Source organism: Streptomyces sp. ALI-76-A (assembly GCF_030287445.1).
Taxonomy (GTDB): domain Bacteria; phylum Actinomycetota; class Actinomycetes; order Streptomycetales; family Streptomycetaceae; genus Streptomyces.
Genome location: NZ_JASVWB010000002.1, coordinates 5,725,582 through 5,743,951 on the forward strand (window position 1 = coordinate 5,725,582; position 18,370 = coordinate 5,743,951).

The 18,370-nt window shown below is 69.5% G+C and carries 14 protein-coding genes; 9 read left to right on the top strand and 5 right to left on the bottom strand.

Features of this window, described 5'->3' with window-relative positions:
* Nucleotides 1–133 precede the first annotated feature (133 nt).
* The 6 genes from typA (at nucleotide 134) to QQS16_RS26725 (ending at nucleotide 8,527) form a co-directional block, all read left to right on the top strand.
* Nucleotides 134–2,041, top strand: a complete 1,908-nt coding sequence (typA, locus tag QQS16_RS26700; protein ID WP_286064475.1) for a translational GTPase TypA — start codon at nucleotides 134–136, stop codon at nucleotides 2,039–2,041.
* A 644-nt stretch (nucleotides 2,042–2,685) separates the two neighbouring features.
* A complete protein-coding gene (locus QQS16_RS26705) occupies nucleotides 2,686–4,308 on the top strand; it encodes a peptide ABC transporter substrate-binding protein (RefSeq protein ID WP_286064477.1) in 1,623 nt (540 codons plus the stop codon).
* A gap of 141 nt (nucleotides 4,309–4,449) precedes the next feature.
* The gene (locus QQS16_RS26710) at nucleotides 4,450–5,382 is read left to right on the top strand and encodes an ABC transporter permease (protein WP_286064479.1); all 933 of its coding nucleotides are present in this window, start codon (nucleotides 4,450–4,452) and stop codon (nucleotides 5,380–5,382) included.
* The gene (locus QQS16_RS26715; protein WP_286064493.1) at nucleotides 5,375–6,325 is read left to right on the top strand and encodes an ABC transporter permease; all 951 of its coding nucleotides are present in this window, start codon (nucleotides 5,375–5,377) and stop codon (nucleotides 6,323–6,325) included. The genes QQS16_RS26710 and QQS16_RS26715 overlap by 8 nt, the downstream gene beginning before the upstream one ends.
* Nucleotides 6,326–6,336: 11 nt before the next feature.
* Nucleotides 6,337–7,386: an ABC transporter ATP-binding protein gene (locus QQS16_RS26720; RefSeq protein WP_286064495.1), complete on the top strand. Its 1,050-nt coding sequence runs from the start codon at nucleotides 6,337–6,339 to the stop codon at nucleotides 7,384–7,386.
* Nucleotides 7,379–8,527 (top strand): ABC transporter ATP-binding protein, encoded by a 1,149-nt coding sequence (locus QQS16_RS26725; protein WP_286064497.1) that lies wholly within the window; start codon nucleotides 7,379–7,381, stop codon nucleotides 8,525–8,527. The genes QQS16_RS26720 and QQS16_RS26725 overlap by 8 nt, the downstream gene beginning before the upstream one ends.
* A gap of 103 nt (nucleotides 8,528–8,630) precedes the next feature.
* On the opposite strand, the gene QQS16_RS26730 is transcribed toward QQS16_RS26725, so the two are convergent.
* From QQS16_RS26730 to QQS16_RS26750, 5 genes are read right to left on the bottom strand one after another with little or no spacing between them, the layout of a single operon-like run.
* Nucleotides 8,631–9,608 (bottom strand): ABC transporter ATP-binding protein, encoded by a 978-nt coding sequence (locus QQS16_RS26730; RefSeq protein WP_286064499.1) that lies wholly within the window; start codon nucleotides 9,606–9,608, stop codon nucleotides 8,631–8,633.
* Nucleotides 9,605–10,597, bottom strand: coding sequence for an ABC transporter ATP-binding protein (locus QQS16_RS26735; protein ID WP_286064501.1), 993 nt, complete (start codon nucleotides 10,595–10,597; stop codon nucleotides 9,605–9,607). Before QQS16_RS26735 ends, QQS16_RS26730 begins: the two co-directional genes overlap by 4 nt.
* Nucleotides 10,594–11,517 (bottom strand): ABC transporter permease, encoded by a 924-nt coding sequence (locus QQS16_RS26740; protein ID WP_286064502.1) that lies wholly within the window; start codon nucleotides 11,515–11,517, stop codon nucleotides 10,594–10,596. Before QQS16_RS26740 ends, QQS16_RS26735 begins: the two co-directional genes overlap by 4 nt.
* Nucleotides 11,514–12,569, bottom strand: coding sequence for an ABC transporter permease (locus QQS16_RS26745; RefSeq protein ID WP_286064504.1), 1,056 nt, complete (start codon nucleotides 12,567–12,569; stop codon nucleotides 11,514–11,516). Before QQS16_RS26745 ends, QQS16_RS26740 begins: the two co-directional genes overlap by 4 nt.
* Complete coding sequence (locus QQS16_RS26750; RefSeq protein ID WP_286064505.1) at nucleotides 12,562–14,427, bottom strand: ABC transporter substrate-binding protein; 1,866 nt, start codon at nucleotides 14,425–14,427, stop codon at nucleotides 12,562–12,564. Before QQS16_RS26750 ends, QQS16_RS26745 begins: the two co-directional genes overlap by 8 nt.
* A 406-nt stretch (nucleotides 14,428–14,833) precedes the next feature.
* Between QQS16_RS26750 and QQS16_RS26755 the strand changes: the two genes are divergently transcribed.
* The 3 genes from QQS16_RS26755 to QQS16_RS26765 are packed head-to-tail and all read left to right on the top strand — an operon-like array spanning nucleotide 14,834 to nucleotide 18,365.
* Nucleotides 14,834–16,465, top strand: coding sequence for a peptide ABC transporter substrate-binding protein (locus QQS16_RS26755; protein WP_286064507.1), 1,632 nt, complete (start codon nucleotides 14,834–14,836; stop codon nucleotides 16,463–16,465).
* Between the two features lie 6 nt (nucleotides 16,466–16,471).
* Nucleotides 16,472–17,395 (top strand): ABC transporter permease, encoded by a 924-nt coding sequence (locus tag QQS16_RS26760; RefSeq protein WP_286064508.1) that lies wholly within the window; start codon nucleotides 16,472–16,474, stop codon nucleotides 17,393–17,395.
* Nucleotides 17,388–18,365, top strand: coding sequence for an ABC transporter permease (locus tag QQS16_RS26765; protein ID WP_286064509.1), 978 nt, complete (start codon nucleotides 17,388–17,390; stop codon nucleotides 18,363–18,365). The genes QQS16_RS26760 and QQS16_RS26765 overlap by 8 nt, the downstream gene beginning before the upstream one ends.
* Nucleotides 18,366–18,370 lie beyond the last annotated feature (5 nt).

An 18,370-nucleotide genomic window follows, 5' to 3' on the forward strand; every position in this document is an offset into this window, starting at 1 on the left:
GCCCGCGGAAGCCGCTTCCCCCATGGCCCCGTACCATGGGGTGAGGCCGTGGCATGTTCAGCCCGGCAGGGCCCGCGTAACACAGACGTACGCACAGCAGGGCCGTCCTCACACTCCGGGAGTACGCCGCAATATGGCCACGCGCCACGACATCCGCAACGTCGCCATCGTCGCCCACGTCGACCACGGGAAGACGACCCTCGTCGACGCCATGCTCAAGCAGGCGGGTGCCTTCGCCGCGCACGCCGCCGAATCGCTCGACGACCGCATGATGGACTCGAACGACCTGGAGCGTGAGAAGGGCATCACGATCCTGGCCAAGAACACGGCGGTGAAGTACCACCCGAAGGATGGCAGCGATGTCATCACCATCAACATCATCGACACCCCCGGGCACGCCGACTTCGGCGGCGAGGTGGAGCGCGGTCTGTCGATGGTCGACGCGGTCGTGCTGCTCGTCGACGCCTCCGAGGGCCCGCTCCCGCAGACCCGCTTCGTGCTGCGCAAGGCGCTCCAGGCCCGCCTGCCCGTCATCCTGTGCATCAACAAGACGGACCGCCCCGACTCGCGCATCGACGAGGTCGTCAACGAGGCCTACGACCTCTTCCTCGACCTCGACGCCGACGAGGACCAGATCGAGTTCCCGATCGTCTACGCGTGCGCGCGGGACGGCGTGGCCTCGCTGACCAAGCCGGAGGACGGCACCGTCCCGGCCGACAGCGACAGCCTGGAGCCGTTCTTCACCACGATCCTGTCGCACGTGCCGGCCCCCGAGTACGACGAGGAGGCCCCGCTCCAGGCGCACGTCACCAACCTGGACGCGGACAACTTCCTCGGCCGTATCGCGCTGCTCCGCGTCGAGCAGGGCGAGCTGCGCAAGGGCCAGACCGTCACGTGGATCAAGCGCGACGGCACGATGGCCACGGTGCGCATCACCGAGCTGCTGATGACCGAGGCGCTCACCCGCAAGCCCGCCGAGAAGGCCGGCCCGGGTGACATCTGCGCGGTCGCCGGTATCCCGGACATCATGATCGGCGAGACCCTCGCCGACCCCGAGAACCCGATCCCGCTCCCGCTGATCACGGTCGACGAGCCGGCGATCTCCATGACCATCGGCACCAACACCTCGCCGCTGGTCGGCCGGGGCGGCACCGGCAAGGGCGCGGAGAACAAGGCCGCGGTCAAGGACCGCAAGGTCACGGCCCGTCAGGTCAAGGACCGCCTCGACCGCGAGCTGGTCGGCAACGTCAGCCTCCGCGTCCTCGACACCGAGCGCCCCGACGCCTGGGAGGTGCAGGGCCGCGGTGAGCTGGCGCTGGCCATCCTGGTCGAGCAGATGCGCCGCGAGGGCTTCGAGCTGACCATCGGCAAGCCGCAGGTCGTCACCAAGATCGTCGACGGCAAGGTGTACGAGCCGGTCGAGCGCATGACCATCGACGTCCCCGAGGAGCACATGGGCGCGGTCACGCAGCTCATGGGCGTCCGCAAGGGCCGGATGGACAACATGTCGAACCACGGGTCCGGCTGGGTCCGCATGGAGTTCGTCGTCCCGTCGCGCGGACTCATCGGCTTCCGTACGGAGTTCCTGACCGGCACGCGCGGCACCGGCATCGCCCACTCCATCCACGAGGGCCACGAGCCGTGGTTCGGCACGCTGACGACCCGTAACAACGGCTCGCTGGTCGCCGACCGCGCCGGTGCCGTCACCGCCTTCGCGATGACGAACCTCCAGGAGCGCGGCGTGCTGTTCGTGGACCCGGGCACCGAGGTGTACGAGGGCATGATCGTCGGTGAGAACTCGCGCTCCGACGACATGGACGTGAACATCACCAAGGAGAAGAAGCTCACGAACATGCGGTCCTCCTCGGCCGACTCGTTCGAGGCGATCGTCCCGCCGCGCAAGCTGTCGCTGGAGCAGTCCCTGGAGTTCTGCCGCGACGACGAGTGCGTCGAGGTGACCCCGGAGGCGGTGCGCATCCGCAAGGTGAACCTGGACGCCCGCGAGCGCGCCCGCGCCGCGAGCCGCGCCAAGCACGGCTGACGCGCCGAGCCCGGCCGACGCACGGGGCACGGCCGACGCCGGGCTTCGCCGACGCACCACCGCACCACCGGGCACCCCCGCCGTTCGGCGGGGGTGCCCGGTGCCGTCCGGGGGGCCGTAGGGAAAACCCTTTATTTACGCCGGTGGACCCGCGGGGGCCGGTCGTCCGCACTACCCTCTCCGGGAGTGGCCCGTCCGCCGGAGTCCTGCCGTGCGTCGACACCGCTTCAGACAGTTCCGCTCCCGCGCCCGCGGCTTCGCGGGCCCGCCGGAGGAACGCAGCACGGCGGCCAGGGGAAGCGCAAGGCGTTTTTCGCTCCGGAACGTCCGCAATGCGGACGGTCGCGCCCGATAGTTGTGTAACAAGTCCGTTTCGCAGGGATCTTTCAGCAAACTGTTTGTCCGGATTTTGGAAGAAGTAGGCGACAGGTGTGATCGAACCGCAACCAAACGGGTGTGGCTCGGTCGTGGCGCATGGCAGATAGTTAGGCGCGTAGAGCTCGGATCGACGGGTCAAGCGCGGCAGTCTGCGCCGACTCACGAGCGCGGGGGCATCTGACTTTCTCCGGTACCGGTGACGGTGACGGCTGTGTGTCATGTGCTCCCCTTTGCGGTGAACCAAATGGACTCATGAGGAGGAACCCATGCGCGGTGCCAAGAGCGCCAAGTGGGTCGCGATAGCCGCGGCTGTGGCCCTGGGCGCGACCGCCTGTGGTGGCAGCGGTGACAGCGGCGACGACACCAAGGCCGCGATCGACCCGAACGGCAAGTTCTCGATCGAGGTCGGCGAGCCGGAGAACCCGCTGCAGCCGGCGAACACCATGGAGTCCAACGGCAGCATCGTGACGAAGGCCCTGTTCACCGGGCTTGTCGACTACGACTCCAGCGGCAAGATCGTCATGATGAACGCTCAGTCGGTCGACACGACGGACAGCAAGACCTTCACGGTCAAGCTGAAGGCGGGCTGGAAGTTCCACGACGGGACCCCGGTCACGGCCGAGTCCTACGTCAAGGCGTGGAACTGGGCCGCCAACCCGGCCAACAAGCAGACCAACAGCTTCTGGTTCTCGGACATCGCCGGCTACGCGGACGTCGCCCCCGAGAAGGGCAAGGCCAAGGCCACCGAGATGTCCGGCCTGAAGGTCGTCGACGACACCACCTTCACCATCACGCTCAGCACCCCGCTGCCGTACTTCACGTACAAGCTGGGTTACGAGGTCTTCTCGCCGCTGCCCGAGTCCTTCTACGCGGACCCGAAGGCCGCGGGCGAGAAGCCGGTCGGCAACGGCCCCTACAAGTTCGTCAGCTGGGACCACAAGAAGCAGATCGAGGTCGCCCGCAACGACGACTACCAGGGTCCGAACAAGGCCAAGAACGGTGGTGTGATCTTCAAGAACTACACCAACCTGGAGACGGCCTACGAGGACCTCAAGTCCGGCAACGTCGACGTCCTGCGTCAGATCGCGCCCCGCGACCTGCCCGTCTACAAGGCGGACCTCAAGGACCGCGCCGTGGACCAGGCCTACTCCGCGATCCAGACGATCGCCCCGGCCTTCTACACCAAGCAGTGGAAGGGCATCGACCCGAAGGTCCTCCAGGGCCTGTCGATGGCGATCGACCGGGACACCATCACGAAGACCGTGCTCCAGAACACCCGTGAGCCCGCCACCGGCTGGGTCGCCAAGGGTGTCACCGGCTACCAGGCCGACCTGGGCACCGACATCTTCAAGTACGACCCGGCGAAGGCCAAGCAGCTCATCCAGGAGGGCGGCGGCGTCCCGGGCAACAAGATCTCCATCCAGTTCAACGCGGACGGCGGTCACAAGGAGTGGGTGGAGGCCGTCTGCGGCTCCATCACCAAGGCCGTCGGCGTGGCGTGCACCGGTGACTCCAAGGCCGACTTCCAGGCCGACCTCCAGGCGCGTGAGGCGAAGGAGGTCAAGTCCCTGTACCGCTCCGGCTGGGTGCTCGACTACCCCTTCAACGCCAACTTCCTGCGCGACCTGTTCGGCACCAAGTCGTCCGGCAACCAGAGTGGCTTCTCCAACAAGGAGATCGACACCCTGATCGCCGAGGCCGACAGCGCGAAGACGCTGGAGGAGTCGCAGAAGCTGTACCAGGAGCTCGAGAAGAAGCTCCCCGACTACATGCCGAGCATCCCGCTCTGGTACTACAAGGTCAACGCGGGCTTCTCCGAGAAGGTCACCGGCGTCAAGTACGCCCAGGACGGCGACCCGATCCTGACCGGCGTCGAGGTCAAGAAGTAACCGCAACGGACCGTTGTCCCGGGCGCGGCGCGACCGCGCCCGGGGAACGGCAGCGGCCGGGGGGCCCTTTCCGCGCGCATCCACACGTGGTGCGCGGGGAAAGGGCCCGTCGGCTGCCGCCGTGACTGACATGGAGGCACGATGGGGCGCTACGTCGCACGACGACTGCTCCAGATGATCCCGGTGTTCATCGGGACGACTTTGCTGATCTTCCTCATGGTCTACGCCCTGCCCGGTGACCCCGTGCGCGGCCTGTTCGGCGACAAGGGCGGCAGCCCGCAGGTGATCGCCGCGCTGAGACGTGAGTACGGTCTGGACCAGCCGATCCTGGTGCAGTACTGGAATTACATGAAGGACATGGTCCTGCACGGGGACTTCGGCACGCAGATCGCCAGTGGCCGCCCGGTCACGGAGGTACTGGGTGACGCGTTCCCGGTGACGCTGCGCCTCGCCTCCCTGGCCTTCGCCATCGAGGTCGTGCTCGGGATCGCCCTCGGTGTGGTGGCGGGCCTGCGCGCCGGCCGGCTCACCGACAACGTGATCCTCGTGATGACCTTGCTCTTCATCTCGATCCCGGTCTTCGTCCTCGGCTTCATCGCCAAGCTGGTCTTCGCCGAGCAGCTCCACTGGCTGGACCCGAACGTGAGCGACTCCACCAACTACGGTCAGCTGCTGATGCCGGCGATCGTCCTGGCGACCGCGTCCCTGGCCTACGTGACCCGGCTCACCCGCACCTCGATCGCGGAGAACCGGCGCGCGGACTACATCCGTACGGCCATCGCCAAGGGCCTGCCGAGGAAACGCGTGGTGGGAGTCCACCTCATGCGCAACTCGATGATCCCCGTGATCACCTACCTGGGCACCGACATCGGTGCGCTGATGGGAGGGGCCGTCGTCACCGAGGGCCTGTTCAACATCCAGGGCGTGGGCGGCACGATCTACGAGTCCCTGGTGCGCCGTGAAGGGACCACGCTGGTCGGCCTGGTGACGATCCTGGTCCTCATCTATCTCCTCGCCAACCTGTTGGTCGACCTGCTCTACGCGGTCCTTGACCCGAGGATTCGCTATGCCTGACGTGACCAAGACCGACGTCAAGACCGGCTCGGTGGATCCGGTCGGCGGGACCCCCGCGGTGCCGCCCGCCGAACCCAAGGCCGAGAAGACCCGCAGTCTGTGGGGCGACGCCTGGGCCGACCTGCGGCGCAGCTGGATCTTCATCGTCTCCAGCGTGCTGATCTTCTTCCTGCTGCTGATCACCTTCTTCCCCGGCTGGTTCACCAGCGGGGAACCGATCCTCGGCGACCTGTCCAAGCACTACCTCCAGAAGCCCAGACTGGGGGACGTGGGCTCGGCCGACTGGCTCGGCTACGACCAGCAGGGCCGCAGTGTGTACGCCCGGCTCATCTACGGCACCCGGGCCTCCATCGCCGTCGGCTTCGGCACCACGGTCCTCGTGACGGTCGTGGGCGGCCTGGTCGGCATGATCGCCGGGTACTTCGGCGGTGCCATCGACGCGGTCCTGTCGCGGCTGACGGACGTCTTCTTCGGCATCCCGTTCCTGCTCGGCACCATGGTCGTGCTCAACTCCTTCCCGGACCGCACGACGTGGATCGTCATCGGCGCGCTGGGCTTCTTCGGCTGGACACAGATCTCCCGCGTGATGCGCGGCGCGGTCATCACCACCAAGCAGTCCGACTACGTGCAGGCCGCCAAGGCGCTGGGCGCGAGCACCCCGCGGATCATGTTCCGGCACATCCTGCCGAACACCCTCGCGCCGGTGATCGTCGTCGCCACCATCTCGCTCGGTGTCTACATCGCGGCCGAGGCGACGCTGTCCTTCCTGGGCCTCGGCCTCAACGGCGTGTCGTGGGGCAACGACATCTCCGACGGCGGCAACCAGATCCGCGTCGCCCAGTGGATCATGCTCTATCCGTCGATCATGCTCAGCATCACGGTGCTGGCGTTCATCATGCTCGGTGAGGCCGTACGCAACGCCCTCGATCCGAAAATGCGCTGAGGGAGGCGTACGTGACCGTCATCGAAGAAGTAGCCGTGCCCTCGCCGCGCGAGGGCGACGACGAGCCGCTGCTCGAAGTGCGTGACCTGCACGTCGAGTTCCACACCCGCGAGGGTGTCGTCAAGGCCGTCAACGGCGTCAACTACAGCGTCAAGGCCGGCGAGACGCTCGCCGTGCTCGGCGAGTCCGGCTCCGGCAAGTCCGTCACCGCGCAGGCGATCATGGGCATCCTCGACATGCCGCCGGCGAAGATCCCCCAGGGAGAGATCCTCTTCCGCGGGCAGGACATGCTGACGATGTCCGGCGAGGACCGCCGCAAGATCCGCGGCCGTCGCATCGCGATGATCTTCCAGGACGCGCTCAGCTCGCTCAACCCGGTGCTCAGCGTCGGCTACCAGCTCGGCGAGATGTTCCGGGTCCACCAGGGCCTGTCCAAGAAGGACGCCAAGGCCAAGGCGATCGAGCTGATGGACCGGGTGAACATCCCGGCCGCCGCCGCCCGCGTGGGCGACTACCCGCACCAGTTCTCCGGCGGTATGCGCCAGCGCATCATGATCGCCATGGCGCTGGCCCTGGAGCCGGACCTGATCATCGCCGACGAGCCCACCACGGCCCTCGACGTGACGGTCCAGGCCCAGGTCATGGACCTGCTCGCGGAGTTGCAGCGCGAGTACAACATGGGTCTCATCCTGATCACCCACGACCTCGGCGTGGTCGCCGACGTCGCGGACAAGATCGCGGTGATGTACGCGGGCCGGATCGTGGAGCGCGCCCCGGTCCACGAGCTGTACAAGCGCCCGGCGCACCCGTACACGCGGGGTCTGCTGGACTCGATCCCGCGCCTGGACCAGAAGGGCCAGGAGCTCTACGCGATCAAGGGCCTGCCGCCCAACCTGCTGCACATCCCCACCGGTTGCGCCTTCAACCCGCGCTGCCCCAAGGCCCAGGACATCTGCCGTACGGACATCCCGGACCTCTTCCCGGTGACCGAGCAGGACGGCACCGAGCTGCCCGGCCGCGCCTCGGCGTGCCACTTCTGGAAGGAGACGATCCATGGCTGAGCTCAGCAAGAACAACGAGCCGCAGGACGCCACGCCGAACGTCTCCGACGTCGAGGTCGTGGACGCCCACTCCGAGACGGAGGCGGTCGCCGCGATCGAGGCGCCCGTCGACCGGGGGGAGCCGATCCTCCAGGTGCGCAACCTGGTCAAGCACTTCCCGCTCACCCAGGGCATCCTGTTCAAGCGGCAGATCGGCGCCGTCAAGGCCGTCGACGGCGTCTCCTTCGACCTGTACCAGGGCGAGACCCTGGGGATCGTGGGCGAGTCCGGCTGCGGCAAGTCCACCGTGGCCAAGCTCCTGATGAACCTGGAGCGGGCGACCGCCGGCGAGATCTTCTACAAGGGCCAGGACATCACCAAGCTGTCCGGCCGGGCGCTGAAGGCGGTCCGCCGGAACATCCAGATGGTGTTCCAGGACCCGTACACCTCGCTCAACCCGCGCATGACGGTCGGTGACATCATCGGCGAGCCCTTCGACATCCACCCCGAGGTGGCCCCGAAGGGTGACCGGCGCCGCAAGGTCCAGGAGCTCCTCGACGTCGTCGGTCTCAACCCGGAGTACATCAACCGGTACCCGCACCAGTTCTCCGGCGGCCAGCGCCAGCGCATCGGTATCGCGCGCGGCCTGGCGCTCAACCCGGAGGTCATCATCTGCGACGAGCCGGTGTCGGCGCTGGACGTGTCGGTGCAGGCGCAGGTCATCAACCTGATGGAGCGGCTCCAGGACGAGTTCAACCTCTCCTACATCTTCATCGCGCACGACCTGTCGATCGTCCGGCACATCTCCGACCGGGTCGGCGTCATGTACCTCGGCAAGATCGCCGAGATCGGCTCGGACGAGCAGATCTACGACCACCCGACGCACCCCTACACCCAGGCGCTGCTGTCGGCGGTCCCGGTGCCGGACCCGTCCGCGCGTGAGGGCCGTGAGCGGATCATCCTGACCGGTGACGTGCCGTCCCCGGCCAACCCGCCGTCGGGCTGCCGCTTCCGCACCCGCTGCTGGAAGGCGCAGGACAAGTGCGCCGAGCAGGAGCCGCTGCTGGCGGTCCCCGAGCGCTTCCAGGGCGCGGACACCCAGGCGGCGCACGAGTCGGCCTGCCACTTCGCCGAGGAGAAGGACGTCGTGCACGCGGCCTGACGCGTCCACGGATCCCGGCCGGTTCCCGGCGCCCCGCGAGGGCGCCGGGAACCGGCCTTTCCCATGGCCCGTGATCAGAGGTGTGCGGGTGGCCGGTGTCGGGTCAGGCCATGGTGCGGGCCCGTGCCCAGTGGCATGCCACCTGTGCCTGTCCGTCTCCGTCCAGCACCCCGGGGTCCTCGTTCCGGCAGGCCCCCGCGACGCCCGTCCGTTCCGCCTCCCCGCTCGCCAGGATCTGACAGCGGGCGTGGAAGCGGCAGCCGGAGGGGATGCGGGAGGGGTCCGGGGGCTCGCCGGTGAGGACCACGGGGGCGCCCGGTGCCTCCGGGAGGACCGACAACAGGGCCTGGGTGTAGGGGTGTCGGGGCGCCGTCAGGACCTCCTCGACGGCGCCGGTCTCCACGATCCGGCCCAGGTACATCACCGCGACCCGGTCCGCGATGTTCCACGCCAGCCCCAGGTCGTGTGTCACCACCAGCGCGGACAGACCCAGGTCGGTGCGCAGCCGCAGCAGCAGGGCGAGGATCTCGCCGCGCACGGAGGCGTCCAGGGAGGCCACCGGCTCGTCGGCCACCAGGAGTTCCGGCTCCAGGACCAACGCGCCCGCGATCACGACCCGTTGACGCTGGCCGCCGGACAGCTCGTGCGGATAGCGCAGGAAGAAGCGCTCGGGGGGACGCAGGCCCGCCCGGGACAGGGCCTCGGCCACCGTCGCCCGTTCGTCGCCGCCGTGGCCGTGGATCCGCAGGCCCTCCGCCACCGCGTCGTACACCGTGTGCCGCGGGTTCAGGGAGCCGGTCGGGTCCTGGAGGACCAGCTGGACGCGTCGGCGGTGCGCCTTCAGGGCCCGCGAGGAGTACTCCAGCGGCTGCCCGCCGAAGCTGACCCGTCCCGCCGTCGGCCGCACCAGGCCCAGCAGGGCGCGGGCCAGCGTCGTCTTGCCGCAGCCGGACTCGCCGACCAGGGCGACGATCTCCCCGGCCCGGACGTCGAGTTCGACCCCGTCCACCGCGCGGGCGGGCGGCCCGCCGTGCCGGCCGGGGTAGCCGACGTGGAGCCCTTGGGCGCTCAACAGGGTCATGTCCGCGCGTCCTCCGTCGCCGTGGCCGGACCGGGCACCGCCGCTCCCACGTGCACGCAGGCCGCCCGCCGGTCCGGTCCCGCCTCCCGCAACTCCTGGTCGTCCACGGCGCAGGAGTCCAGGGCGCGGGGGCAGCGCGGGTGGAAGGCGCAGCCGGCGGGCGGCGCGGCCGGGTCGGGCGGGTCGCCGGCCAGGCCGCGCGGGGCGAACCGGGAGGCCGGGTCGCCGATCCGCGGGAACGCGGCCGACAGGGCCCTGGCGTAAGGGTGCACGGCGTTCTCGTACACCGTCCGGGCGGGGCCCTCCTCGACCACCCGGCCCGCGTACATCACCGCGAGCCGGTCGCAGGTGTCGGCGAGGACCGCGAGGTCGTGGCTGATCATGATCAGGCCCAGGTCCTGTTCGGTGACGAGGTCCTCGATCAGCCGCAGGATCTGCGCCTGGATCATCACGTCCAGGGCGGTGGTCGGCTCGTCGGCGATGACCAGCCGGGGCGCGCAGGCGAGCGCCATGGCGATCATGACACGCTGGCGCTGCCCGCCGGACAGCTCGTGCGGATACGCCGACGCCCGCGCCGCCGGCAGTCCCACCTGCTCCAGCAACTCCCCGGCCTGTCTCTTCGCCGCCGCCGGTGCCGCCCCGCGGTGCAGCAGGATCGGCTCGGCGATCTGGTCGCCGACGCGGTGCACCGGGTTCAGCGAGTGCATCGCCCCCTGGAACACGATCGAGGCGCCCGCCCAGCGGACCGCCCGCACCTGTCCCCACCGCATCGCCAGCACGTCCTCGCCGTCCAGCAGGACCTGCCCGCCGACGCGGGTCCCGGCCGGCAGCAGCCGCAGCAGTGCGAGGGCCAGCGTGGACTTGCCGCAGCCCGACTCGCCCGCGACGCCGAGCTTCCGCCCGGCCGCGAGCCGCAGGTCCACGCCCCGCACCGCCGCGACCCCGCCCGGATACGTCACCTCCAGGTCCCGTACCTCCAGCAGCGTCAACGCTCCACCCCCAGCCGCGGGTCGAGCACGGACTCCACCGCGCGCCCGCACAACGTGAACGCCAGCGCGACCGCGGCGATCGCGATCCCGGGCGGTACCAGATACCACCAGTCCCCGGAGCTCACCGCGCCCGCCTCCCGCGCCTCCTGGAGCAGCCCGCCCCACGACACCACCGTCGGATCACCGAGACCGAGGAAGGCCAGCGTCGCCTCGGCGAGGATCGCGCCGGAGACCATCAGCGTGGCCTGCGCCAGCACCAGCGGCATCACGTTGGGCAGCACGTGCCGGGACATGACGTGCCAGTGCCCGCCGCCGAGCGCCTTGGCGCGCTCGATGTACGGCCGTGACTCCACGGCCAGTGTCTGCGCCCGCACCAGGCGGGCGGTGGTCGGCCACGTGGTCACGCCGATCGCCAGGATCACCGTGCCGAGCGAGCGGGACATCACGGTGGCCAGCGCGATGGCGAGGACCAGTGTCGGCATCACCAGGAACCAGTCCGTGACCCGCATCAGCACGGTCGCGTACGCGCCCTTGAAGTGCCCGGCCGTGACGCCCACCAGCGTGCCGATCGCCACCGACAGCACCGCGGCCAGCAGTCCGACCAGGAGCGAGACGCGCGAGCCCCACACCAGCAGGCCCAGCAGATCGCGGCCGAACCGGTCGGTGCCCAGCGGGAACCCGACGCTCGGGCTCTCCATCGGCTGCCCCGGCGCGCCGGTCACCCCGGCCACGTCGGAGCCGACGGTGAGCGGCGCGGTCAGCGCGAGCAGCGAGAGCAGGGCGAGCGCGGCCAGGCCCACCAGCCCGGCGCGGTGCGTGCGGTACCGGGTCCAGAACCGTACGAGGGAGCGCCGCCGACGCTGCCGGGCGAGCCGGCGCGGACCGGCCGGGGCCGCCGGTGACGGGGTCCCGGTCGTCATCGGCCCACCCGCGGGTCGAGCAGCGGATAGACCAGGTCGGCCAGTGTGTTCATGAGGATCACCGCCGCGGCGAAGAAGAGGAACAGGCCCTGGACCAGGGGCAGGTCGGGCACGCTCAGGGCCTGGTAGAACAGGCCGCCCAGGCCGGGCCAGGAGAAGACGGTCTCGACGAGGATCACGCCCGCGACGGTCCGGCCGAGGTTGACGAAGACCAGCGTCACGGTCGGCAGCAGCGCGTTCGGTACCGCGTGCCGGCGCCGGACCAGGTCGTCCCTGAGGCCCTTGGCCCGCGCGGTGGTCAGATAGTCGCTGCCCATCTCGTCGAGCAGCGCCGAGCGGGTGACCAGCAGCGTCTGCCCGTACTCGACCGCGACCAGCGTGATCACCGGCAGGATCAGATGGTGGGCGACATCGAGGACGTACCCGAGTCCCTCCTCGCTGCCCGACTCCATGCCGCCGGTGGGGAACAGTCCGGGGATCGGGCCGATGCCCACGGAGAACACGATGATGAGCAGCAGACCCAGCCAGAACGACGGGACGGAGTAGAGGGTCAGCGCCAGGCCGGTGTTCAGCCGGTCCCCGAGCCGGCCGTTGCGCCAGGCGGCGCGGGTGCCGAGGAAGATGCCGAGCGCGGTGTAGAGGACGAACGCCGTGCCGGTCAGCAGCAGGGTGTTCGGCAGCGCCTCGCCGATCTTGTCGACGACCGGGGCGCGGAACTGGTACGACGTGCCCAGGTCGCCGGTGAGCGCCTTGCCGCAGTAGTCGGCGAACTGCTGCCACAGCGGCAGGTCGAGCCCGAACTCCCTGCGATAGGCGGCCAGTTGCTCGGCGGACACCGGGCGGCCGCCGGTCATCGTCTTGACCGGGTCACCCGGGATCAGCCGGAACAGGAAGAAACCGGTGACGAGCACGGCGAGCAGCGACACGGCGGCGCCGCCCACCTTCCCGGCGCCGTACCGGACGTACGCGCCGGTGGTGCGCGCCCGAGGGGTGCGGACGCGGACCGCCGGTCCGGCGAGGGCCGGAGCGGTGGTCCCGTCGGTGCTACTCACGGTCGTCGGCGGTGGACCGGCGGCGCACCGCGAAGAGCACCCCGGCGCCCACCAGGACGGCCGCCGCCACGACACCGCCGATGAGGACACCGGTCGAACCGGAGTCGCCGGAGGACCCGTCCGAGTCCGCCGGGACCGCCGACCACCAGCTCCAGTAGCCGTCCTGGCCGTAGATGTTGCCCGCCGCGCTCGGCATCGTCCGGATCGACTTGATCTGGTCGGTCCGGTAGGCCTCGACGGCGTTCGGGTACGCCATGACGTTCATGTATCCCAGGTCGTACAGCCGCGACTGCATCCGCTTGACGAGGGTCGCCCGTTCGGCGGGGTCGTACGTGGCGAGCTGGCGCGCGTACAGGTCGTCGTACCGCTTGTCGCAGATGAAGTTGTCGGTGGCGCCGGTGTCCTTGGGGGTGGCGGGCAGGGCCGCGCAGGTGTGGATCGACAGGACGAAGTCCGGGTCGGGGTTGACGGACCAGCCGTCGAAGGCGAGGTCGTAGGTGCCCGCGAGCCACGGATCGCTCACGTTGTCCAGGCAGTCGAGGGTGACGCCGATGCCCAGCTCGGCCCACCACTCCTCCAGGTACCGGCCGACCGCCTTGTCGTTCGGGTCGGTGGCGTGGCACAGGAGGCGGTAGGTGATCGGCTTGCCGTCCTTGCCGAGGCGCTTGCCCGCGCTGTTCTTCCGGTAGCCGGCCTCGTCGAGGAGCCGGGCCGCGCGCTCGGGGTCGTGGTCGAGCCGCTGGGCGGCCGAGGGCTTCCAGAAGTACGGCGAGAAGCGGGGCGGGATGTAGCCCTGGCCCTCGACGGCGTGGCCCTGGAACACCTTGTCGATGATGGTTTCGCGGTCGACCGCCAGGAACAGGGCGTGCCGCACCCGCGCGTCCAGCAGGGAGGGGTGGCCGTCGCCGAACCTCTGGCCGTTCCTCGCCCGGGCGCCCGGGTTGACGGCGAGGGCGTAGAAGCGGCGTCCGGGGGCGTCGTTGACGTGGATGTCCTTCTCGTCCTGGAGGGACGCCGCCTGAGCGGGCGTCAGGGACGGGGAGCCCGCGACGAAGGAGACCTCGCCCTTGCGCAGGGCGGCCACGGCGGCGTCCTGGTCCTTGTAGTAGCGGAAGACCAGCTCGTCGAACTTCGGGGCGCCGCGCCAGAAGTCCTTGTTCGCCTTGAGGCGTACGTGGCTGTCGGGTTTGTGGTCGGTGAGGACGAACGGCCCGTTCCCGACGACGGGGAAGGTCTTGTCGTTGTTGAACTTCGAGAAGTCGTCCACCTTCTCCCAGACGTGCTTCGGCACGATCGGCACGTCGAGGGCGGTCATGGTGGCCTGCGGCTTCTTCAGCTCGATGACCAGCTCGGTGGGGCTGGGGGCGGTGACCTTCTCGAAGTTGGAGACGAAGCTGCCGTTGGCGGTGGCGGCGCCCTCGTCGGTCATCATCGTGTTGAAGGTCCAGGCCGCGTCCTCGGCGGTGGCCCGCCGCCCGTCCGACCAGGTGGAGTCGGAGCGGATGGTGTACGTCCAGGTCAGCTTGTCGGGGGACGACTGCCACTTGGTGGCCAGGCCGGGGACGGCGTGGGCGTCCCCCGGGTCGTAGTTGGTGAGGTACTCGTACATCAGCCGGTGGATGCTCGTGCTGACCAGCCGGGACGCCAGGAACGGGCTCAGCGAGTCCACGCTCTGCGCGACCGCGACGGTCAGGACACGGTCGCCCTCGGCCGCGTAGGCCTGCCGGGGCGCCGGGGCGAGCGGGGTCGCGAGTCCGGCCGAGAACACGAGGGCGGCGGCGCCTGCGCCGGCGACGAGCTGGGTGACGGGTGCTCTCCTCGGGCCCGGGAGCCCCCTGCCGTGGACTGGTGTGCTCATGGTCGTGACCTCGCGTCATCGCTCGCACAGGGACGGCTTGTCGGACTGCTGGATCGGGACCGGACCGGGTGACGCCGACGGATTGATGAGTGTGTCTACCAGCGCCGATCGGCACCCGTCAACGGCGCGTGAAGGCCGCGTGGCCTGCGAAAACAATCCATTGGCGGAATCGAGACAGCCATTGGTCCACACCGGTGACGCCCTCCTGGTGAGGGCCTGGCGACGTTCGCCGGCCGCCTCCTTCCCTCCTTCGGGCGACGGCGTCGGACGACCGTGCGGGCGGTGACCCGTACGGCCCGTGCTCGCGTGCGGTACGGGGTGTTCGCACCGATATTGGCCGGTAACGGATCAGCATCCCGCCGCCGGCCGCACAGCGCACTGCGCGGGCACTCGAAGGAGGCACTCCATGCGTGGAGCCACACACGCCACATGGGCCGCCTGCGCGGTGACGGCAGCGCTCGCGGCGACGGCCTGCGGAGGAGGCGGCGGTGACAGCGGCGCGGACGGCGCCGCGGTGCTCAGCGCCTCCTGGGGAGACCCGCAGAACCCGCTGGAGCCGGCCAACACCAACGAGGTGCAGGGCGGCAAGGTCCTCGACATGATCTTCCGGAACCTGAAGAGGTACGACCCGGAGACCGGTGAGGCCGAGGACATGCTGGCCGAGAGGATCGAGACCTCGGACTCGCGCAACTTCACCATCACCGTCAAGGACGGCTGGACCTTCAGCAACGGCGAGAAGGTCACCGCCCGGTCCTTCGTCGACGCCTGGAACTACGGCGCGAGCCTGAGGAACAACCAGAAGAACGCGTACTTCTTCGGCTACATCGAGGGCTACGACAAGACCCACCCCGAGGACGGCGCCGAACAGAGCGCGGACACCCTCTCCGGGCTGAAGGTCGTCGACGACCGGACCTTCACCGTCGAGCTCAGCCAGAAGTTCTCGACCTTCCCCGACACCCTCGGCTACCCCGCCTACGCCCCGCTCCCGCGCGCGTTCTTCGACGACCACGACGCCTGGGTGAAGAAGCCGGTCGGCAACGGCCCGTACACCGTCGAGTCGTACGCCAAGGGCTCCCAGATGTCCCTGCGCACCTGGGACGCCTACCCCGGCCCGGACAAGGCGCGCAACGGGGGTGTCGACCTGAAGGTGTACACCGACAACAACACCGCCTACACCGACCTGATGGCGGGCAACCTCGACCTGGTCGACGACGTCCCCGCCGCCCAGCTCAAGAACGCCGCGAACGACCTCGGCGACCGGTACATCAACACGCCCGCGGGCATCATCCAGACCCTCTCCTTCCCGCACTACGACGCCCAGTGGAACAAACCCGGGATGGAGAAGGTCCGCAAGGGCCTGTCCATGGCCATCGACCGGGAGCAGATCACCGACACGATCTTCCAGAAGACCCGCACCCCCGCCACGGACTGGACGTCCCCGGTCCTCGGCGAGGACGGGGGCTACAGGGAAGGCCTGTGCGGCGCGGCCTGCGAGCACCGGCCCGACGAGGCCAGGAAGCTGATCGAGGAGGGCGGCGGCCTCCCCGGCGGCCAGGTCAGGATCACGTACAACGCGGACACCGGGTCGCACCGCGAGTGGGTCGACGCGGTCTGCAACTCCGTCAACAACGCCCTCGACGACGACAAGGCCTGCGTCGGCAACCCGATCGGCACCTTCGCCGACTTCCGCGACCGGATCGGCGACGAGAAGATGCCCGGCCCGTTCCGGGCCGGCTGGCAGATGGACTACCCGCTGATCCAGAACTTCCTCCAGCCGCTCTACTACACCAACGCCTCCTCCAACGACGGCAAGTGGAGCAACAAGGACTTCGACCGGCTCGTCGACGAGGCCAACGCCGAGACCGACACCGGGGCGGCGGTGGAGAAGTTCCAGCAGGCCGAAGAGGTCCTGCGGGACGACATGGGCGCCATCCCGCTCTGGTACCAGAACGGCAGCGCCGGCTACTCGGACCGGCTCTCCGACGTCCGGCTCAACCCGTTCAGCGTCCCCGTCTACAACGAGATCAAGGTCGGCTGAGCGTTCATGGGACGGTACGTCGTCCGGCGCCTGCTCCAGATGATCCCGGTCTTCGTCGGGTCCACCCTGCTGATCTTCCTCATGGTCAACGTGATGGGCGATCCCGTCGCGGGACTGTGCGGCGAGCGGCAGTGCGACCCGGCCACCGCCGCCCGGCTCAAGAAGGAGTTCGGCCTCGACCAGCCCGTGTGGCAGCAGTACCTGACCTACATGGGCAACGTCTTCACCGGTGACTTCGGCACCGCCTTCAACGGCCAGGAGGTCACCGAGCTGATGGCGACGGCGTTCCCGGTCACCATCCGGCTGACCGTCGTGGCGATCCTCTTCGAGATCGTCATCGGCATCACCCTGGGCGTGATCACGGGCCTGCGCCGCGGGCGGCCCGTCGACACTTCGGTCCTGATGCTCACCCTCGTCGTGATCTCCGTCCCCACCTTCGTCACCGGTCTGGTGCTCCAGCTCCTCCTCGGCGTCGAGTGGGGCTGGATCAAGCCGTCGGTGTCGACGGACGCCGCCTTCGGCGAGCTGATCGTGCCCGGCCTGGTGCTCGCCTCGGTGTCGCTGGCGTACGTGACCCGGCTGACCCGGACCTCCATCGCGGAGAACCGGCGCTCCGACTACGTCCGTACGGCGGTGGCCAAGGGACTGCCCCGCCGAAGGGTGATCACCCGGCACCTGCTGCGCAACTCGCTCATCCCCGTGGTCACCTTCATCGGCACCGACATCGGCGCCCTGATGGGCGGGGCGATCGTCACCGAGCGGATCTTCAACATCCACGGAGTCGGCTACCAGCTCTACCAGGGCATCCTCCGGCAGAACACCCAGACCGTCGTCGGCTTCGTGACGGTCCTCGTCCTGGTGTTCCTGGTCGCCAACCTGATCGTCGACCTGCTGTACGCCGTCCTCGACCCCAGGATCCGCTATGCCTGAACCCCAGGAACCCGAGGGTGCGATCGCCGCGACCGGCATGGGCGGCGCCATGGACCTCGCCACGAGCGAGGCGACGACCCTGGAGGGGGCCCCGGGCGGGCCGGACGGCTCGGAACCGCGGGAGAGGCCGAGAAGCCTGTGGTCCGACGCCTGGCGCGACCTGCGCCGCAACCCGGTCTTCCTCCTCTCCGGCCTGGTGATCTGCTTCCTCGTCGTCATCTCGATCTGGCCGTCGCTCATCGCCTCCGGCAACCCGCTCGAGTGCGACCTCGCCAAGGCCCAGGAGGGCTCGCAGCCCGGCCACCCCTTCGGCTTCGACGGACAGGGCTGCGACGTCTACACCCGCACCGTCCACGGCGCCCGTACGTCCGTCACGGTCGGCGTCTGCGCCACCCTCGGGGTGTCGCTGCTCGGGTCGGTGCTCGGCGGGCTCGCCGGGTTCTTCGGCGGGTTCTGGGACTCGGTCCTGTCCCGCGTCACCGACGTCTTCTTCGCGATCCCGGTGGTCCTCGGCGGCCTGGTCCTGCTGTCCGTGGTCACCAGCGACACCGTGTGGCCGGTGATCGGGTTCATGGTGCTGCTCGGCTGGCCGCAGATCTCCCGGATCGCGCGCGGCGCGGTCATCACCGCCAAGCAGCACGACTACGTGCAGGCCGCCCGGGCCCTGGGCGCCTCCCATTCCCGCCTGCTGCTGCGGCACATCACCCCCAACGCGGTCGCCCCGGTGATCGTCGTGGCGACCATCGCGCTGGGCACGTACATCGCGCTGGAGGCGACCCTGTCGTACCTCGGCGTCGGGCTGAAACCGCCGACGGTCAGCTGGGGGATCGACATCTCCTCGGCGTCCGCCTACATCCGCAACGCCCCGCACATGCTGCTCTGGCCGGCCGGGGCGCTCGCCATCACCGTGCTCGCGTTCATCATGCTCGGCGACGCGGTGCGCGACGCCCTCGACCCCAAGCTGAGGTGAGCCGC

Bases quoted from the DNA above. Each gene is read 5' to 3' on its own strand.
- QQS16_RS26705 (WP_286064477.1), top strand. From the start codon at position 2,686: ATGCGCGGTGCCAAGAGCGCCAAGTGGGTCGCGATAGCCGCGGCTGTG.
- QQS16_RS26765 (WP_286064509.1), top strand. From the start codon at position 17,388: ATGCCTGAACCCCAGGAACCCGAGGGTGCGATCGCCGCGACCGGCATG.
- QQS16_RS26755 (WP_286064507.1), top strand. From the start codon at position 14,834: ATGCGTGGAGCCACACACGCCACATGGGCCGCCTGCGCGGTGACGGCA.
- typA (WP_286064475.1), top strand. From the start codon at position 134: ATGGCCACGCGCCACGACATCCGCAACGTCGCCATCGTCGCCCACGTC.
- QQS16_RS26725 (WP_286064497.1), top strand. From the start codon at position 7,379: ATGGCTGAGCTCAGCAAGAACAACGAGCCGCAGGACGCCACGCCGAAC.
- QQS16_RS26750 (WP_286064505.1), bottom strand. From the start codon at position 14,427: ATGAGCACACCAGTCCACGGCAGGGGGCTCCCGGGCCCGAGGAGAGCA.
- QQS16_RS26740 (WP_286064502.1), bottom strand. From the start codon at position 11,517: ATGACGACCGGGACCCCGTCACCGGCGGCCCCGGCCGGTCCGCGCCGG.
- QQS16_RS26715 (WP_286064493.1), top strand. From the start codon at position 5,375: ATGCCTGACGTGACCAAGACCGACGTCAAGACCGGCTCGGTGGATCCG.
- QQS16_RS26710 (WP_286064479.1), top strand. From the start codon at position 4,450: ATGGGGCGCTACGTCGCACGACGACTGCTCCAGATGATCCCGGTGTTC.
- QQS16_RS26760 (WP_286064508.1), top strand. From the start codon at position 16,472: ATGGGACGGTACGTCGTCCGGCGCCTGCTCCAGATGATCCCGGTCTTC.
- QQS16_RS26730 (WP_286064499.1), bottom strand. From the start codon at position 9,608: ATGACCCTGTTGAGCGCCCAAGGGCTCCACGTCGGCTACCCCGGCCGG.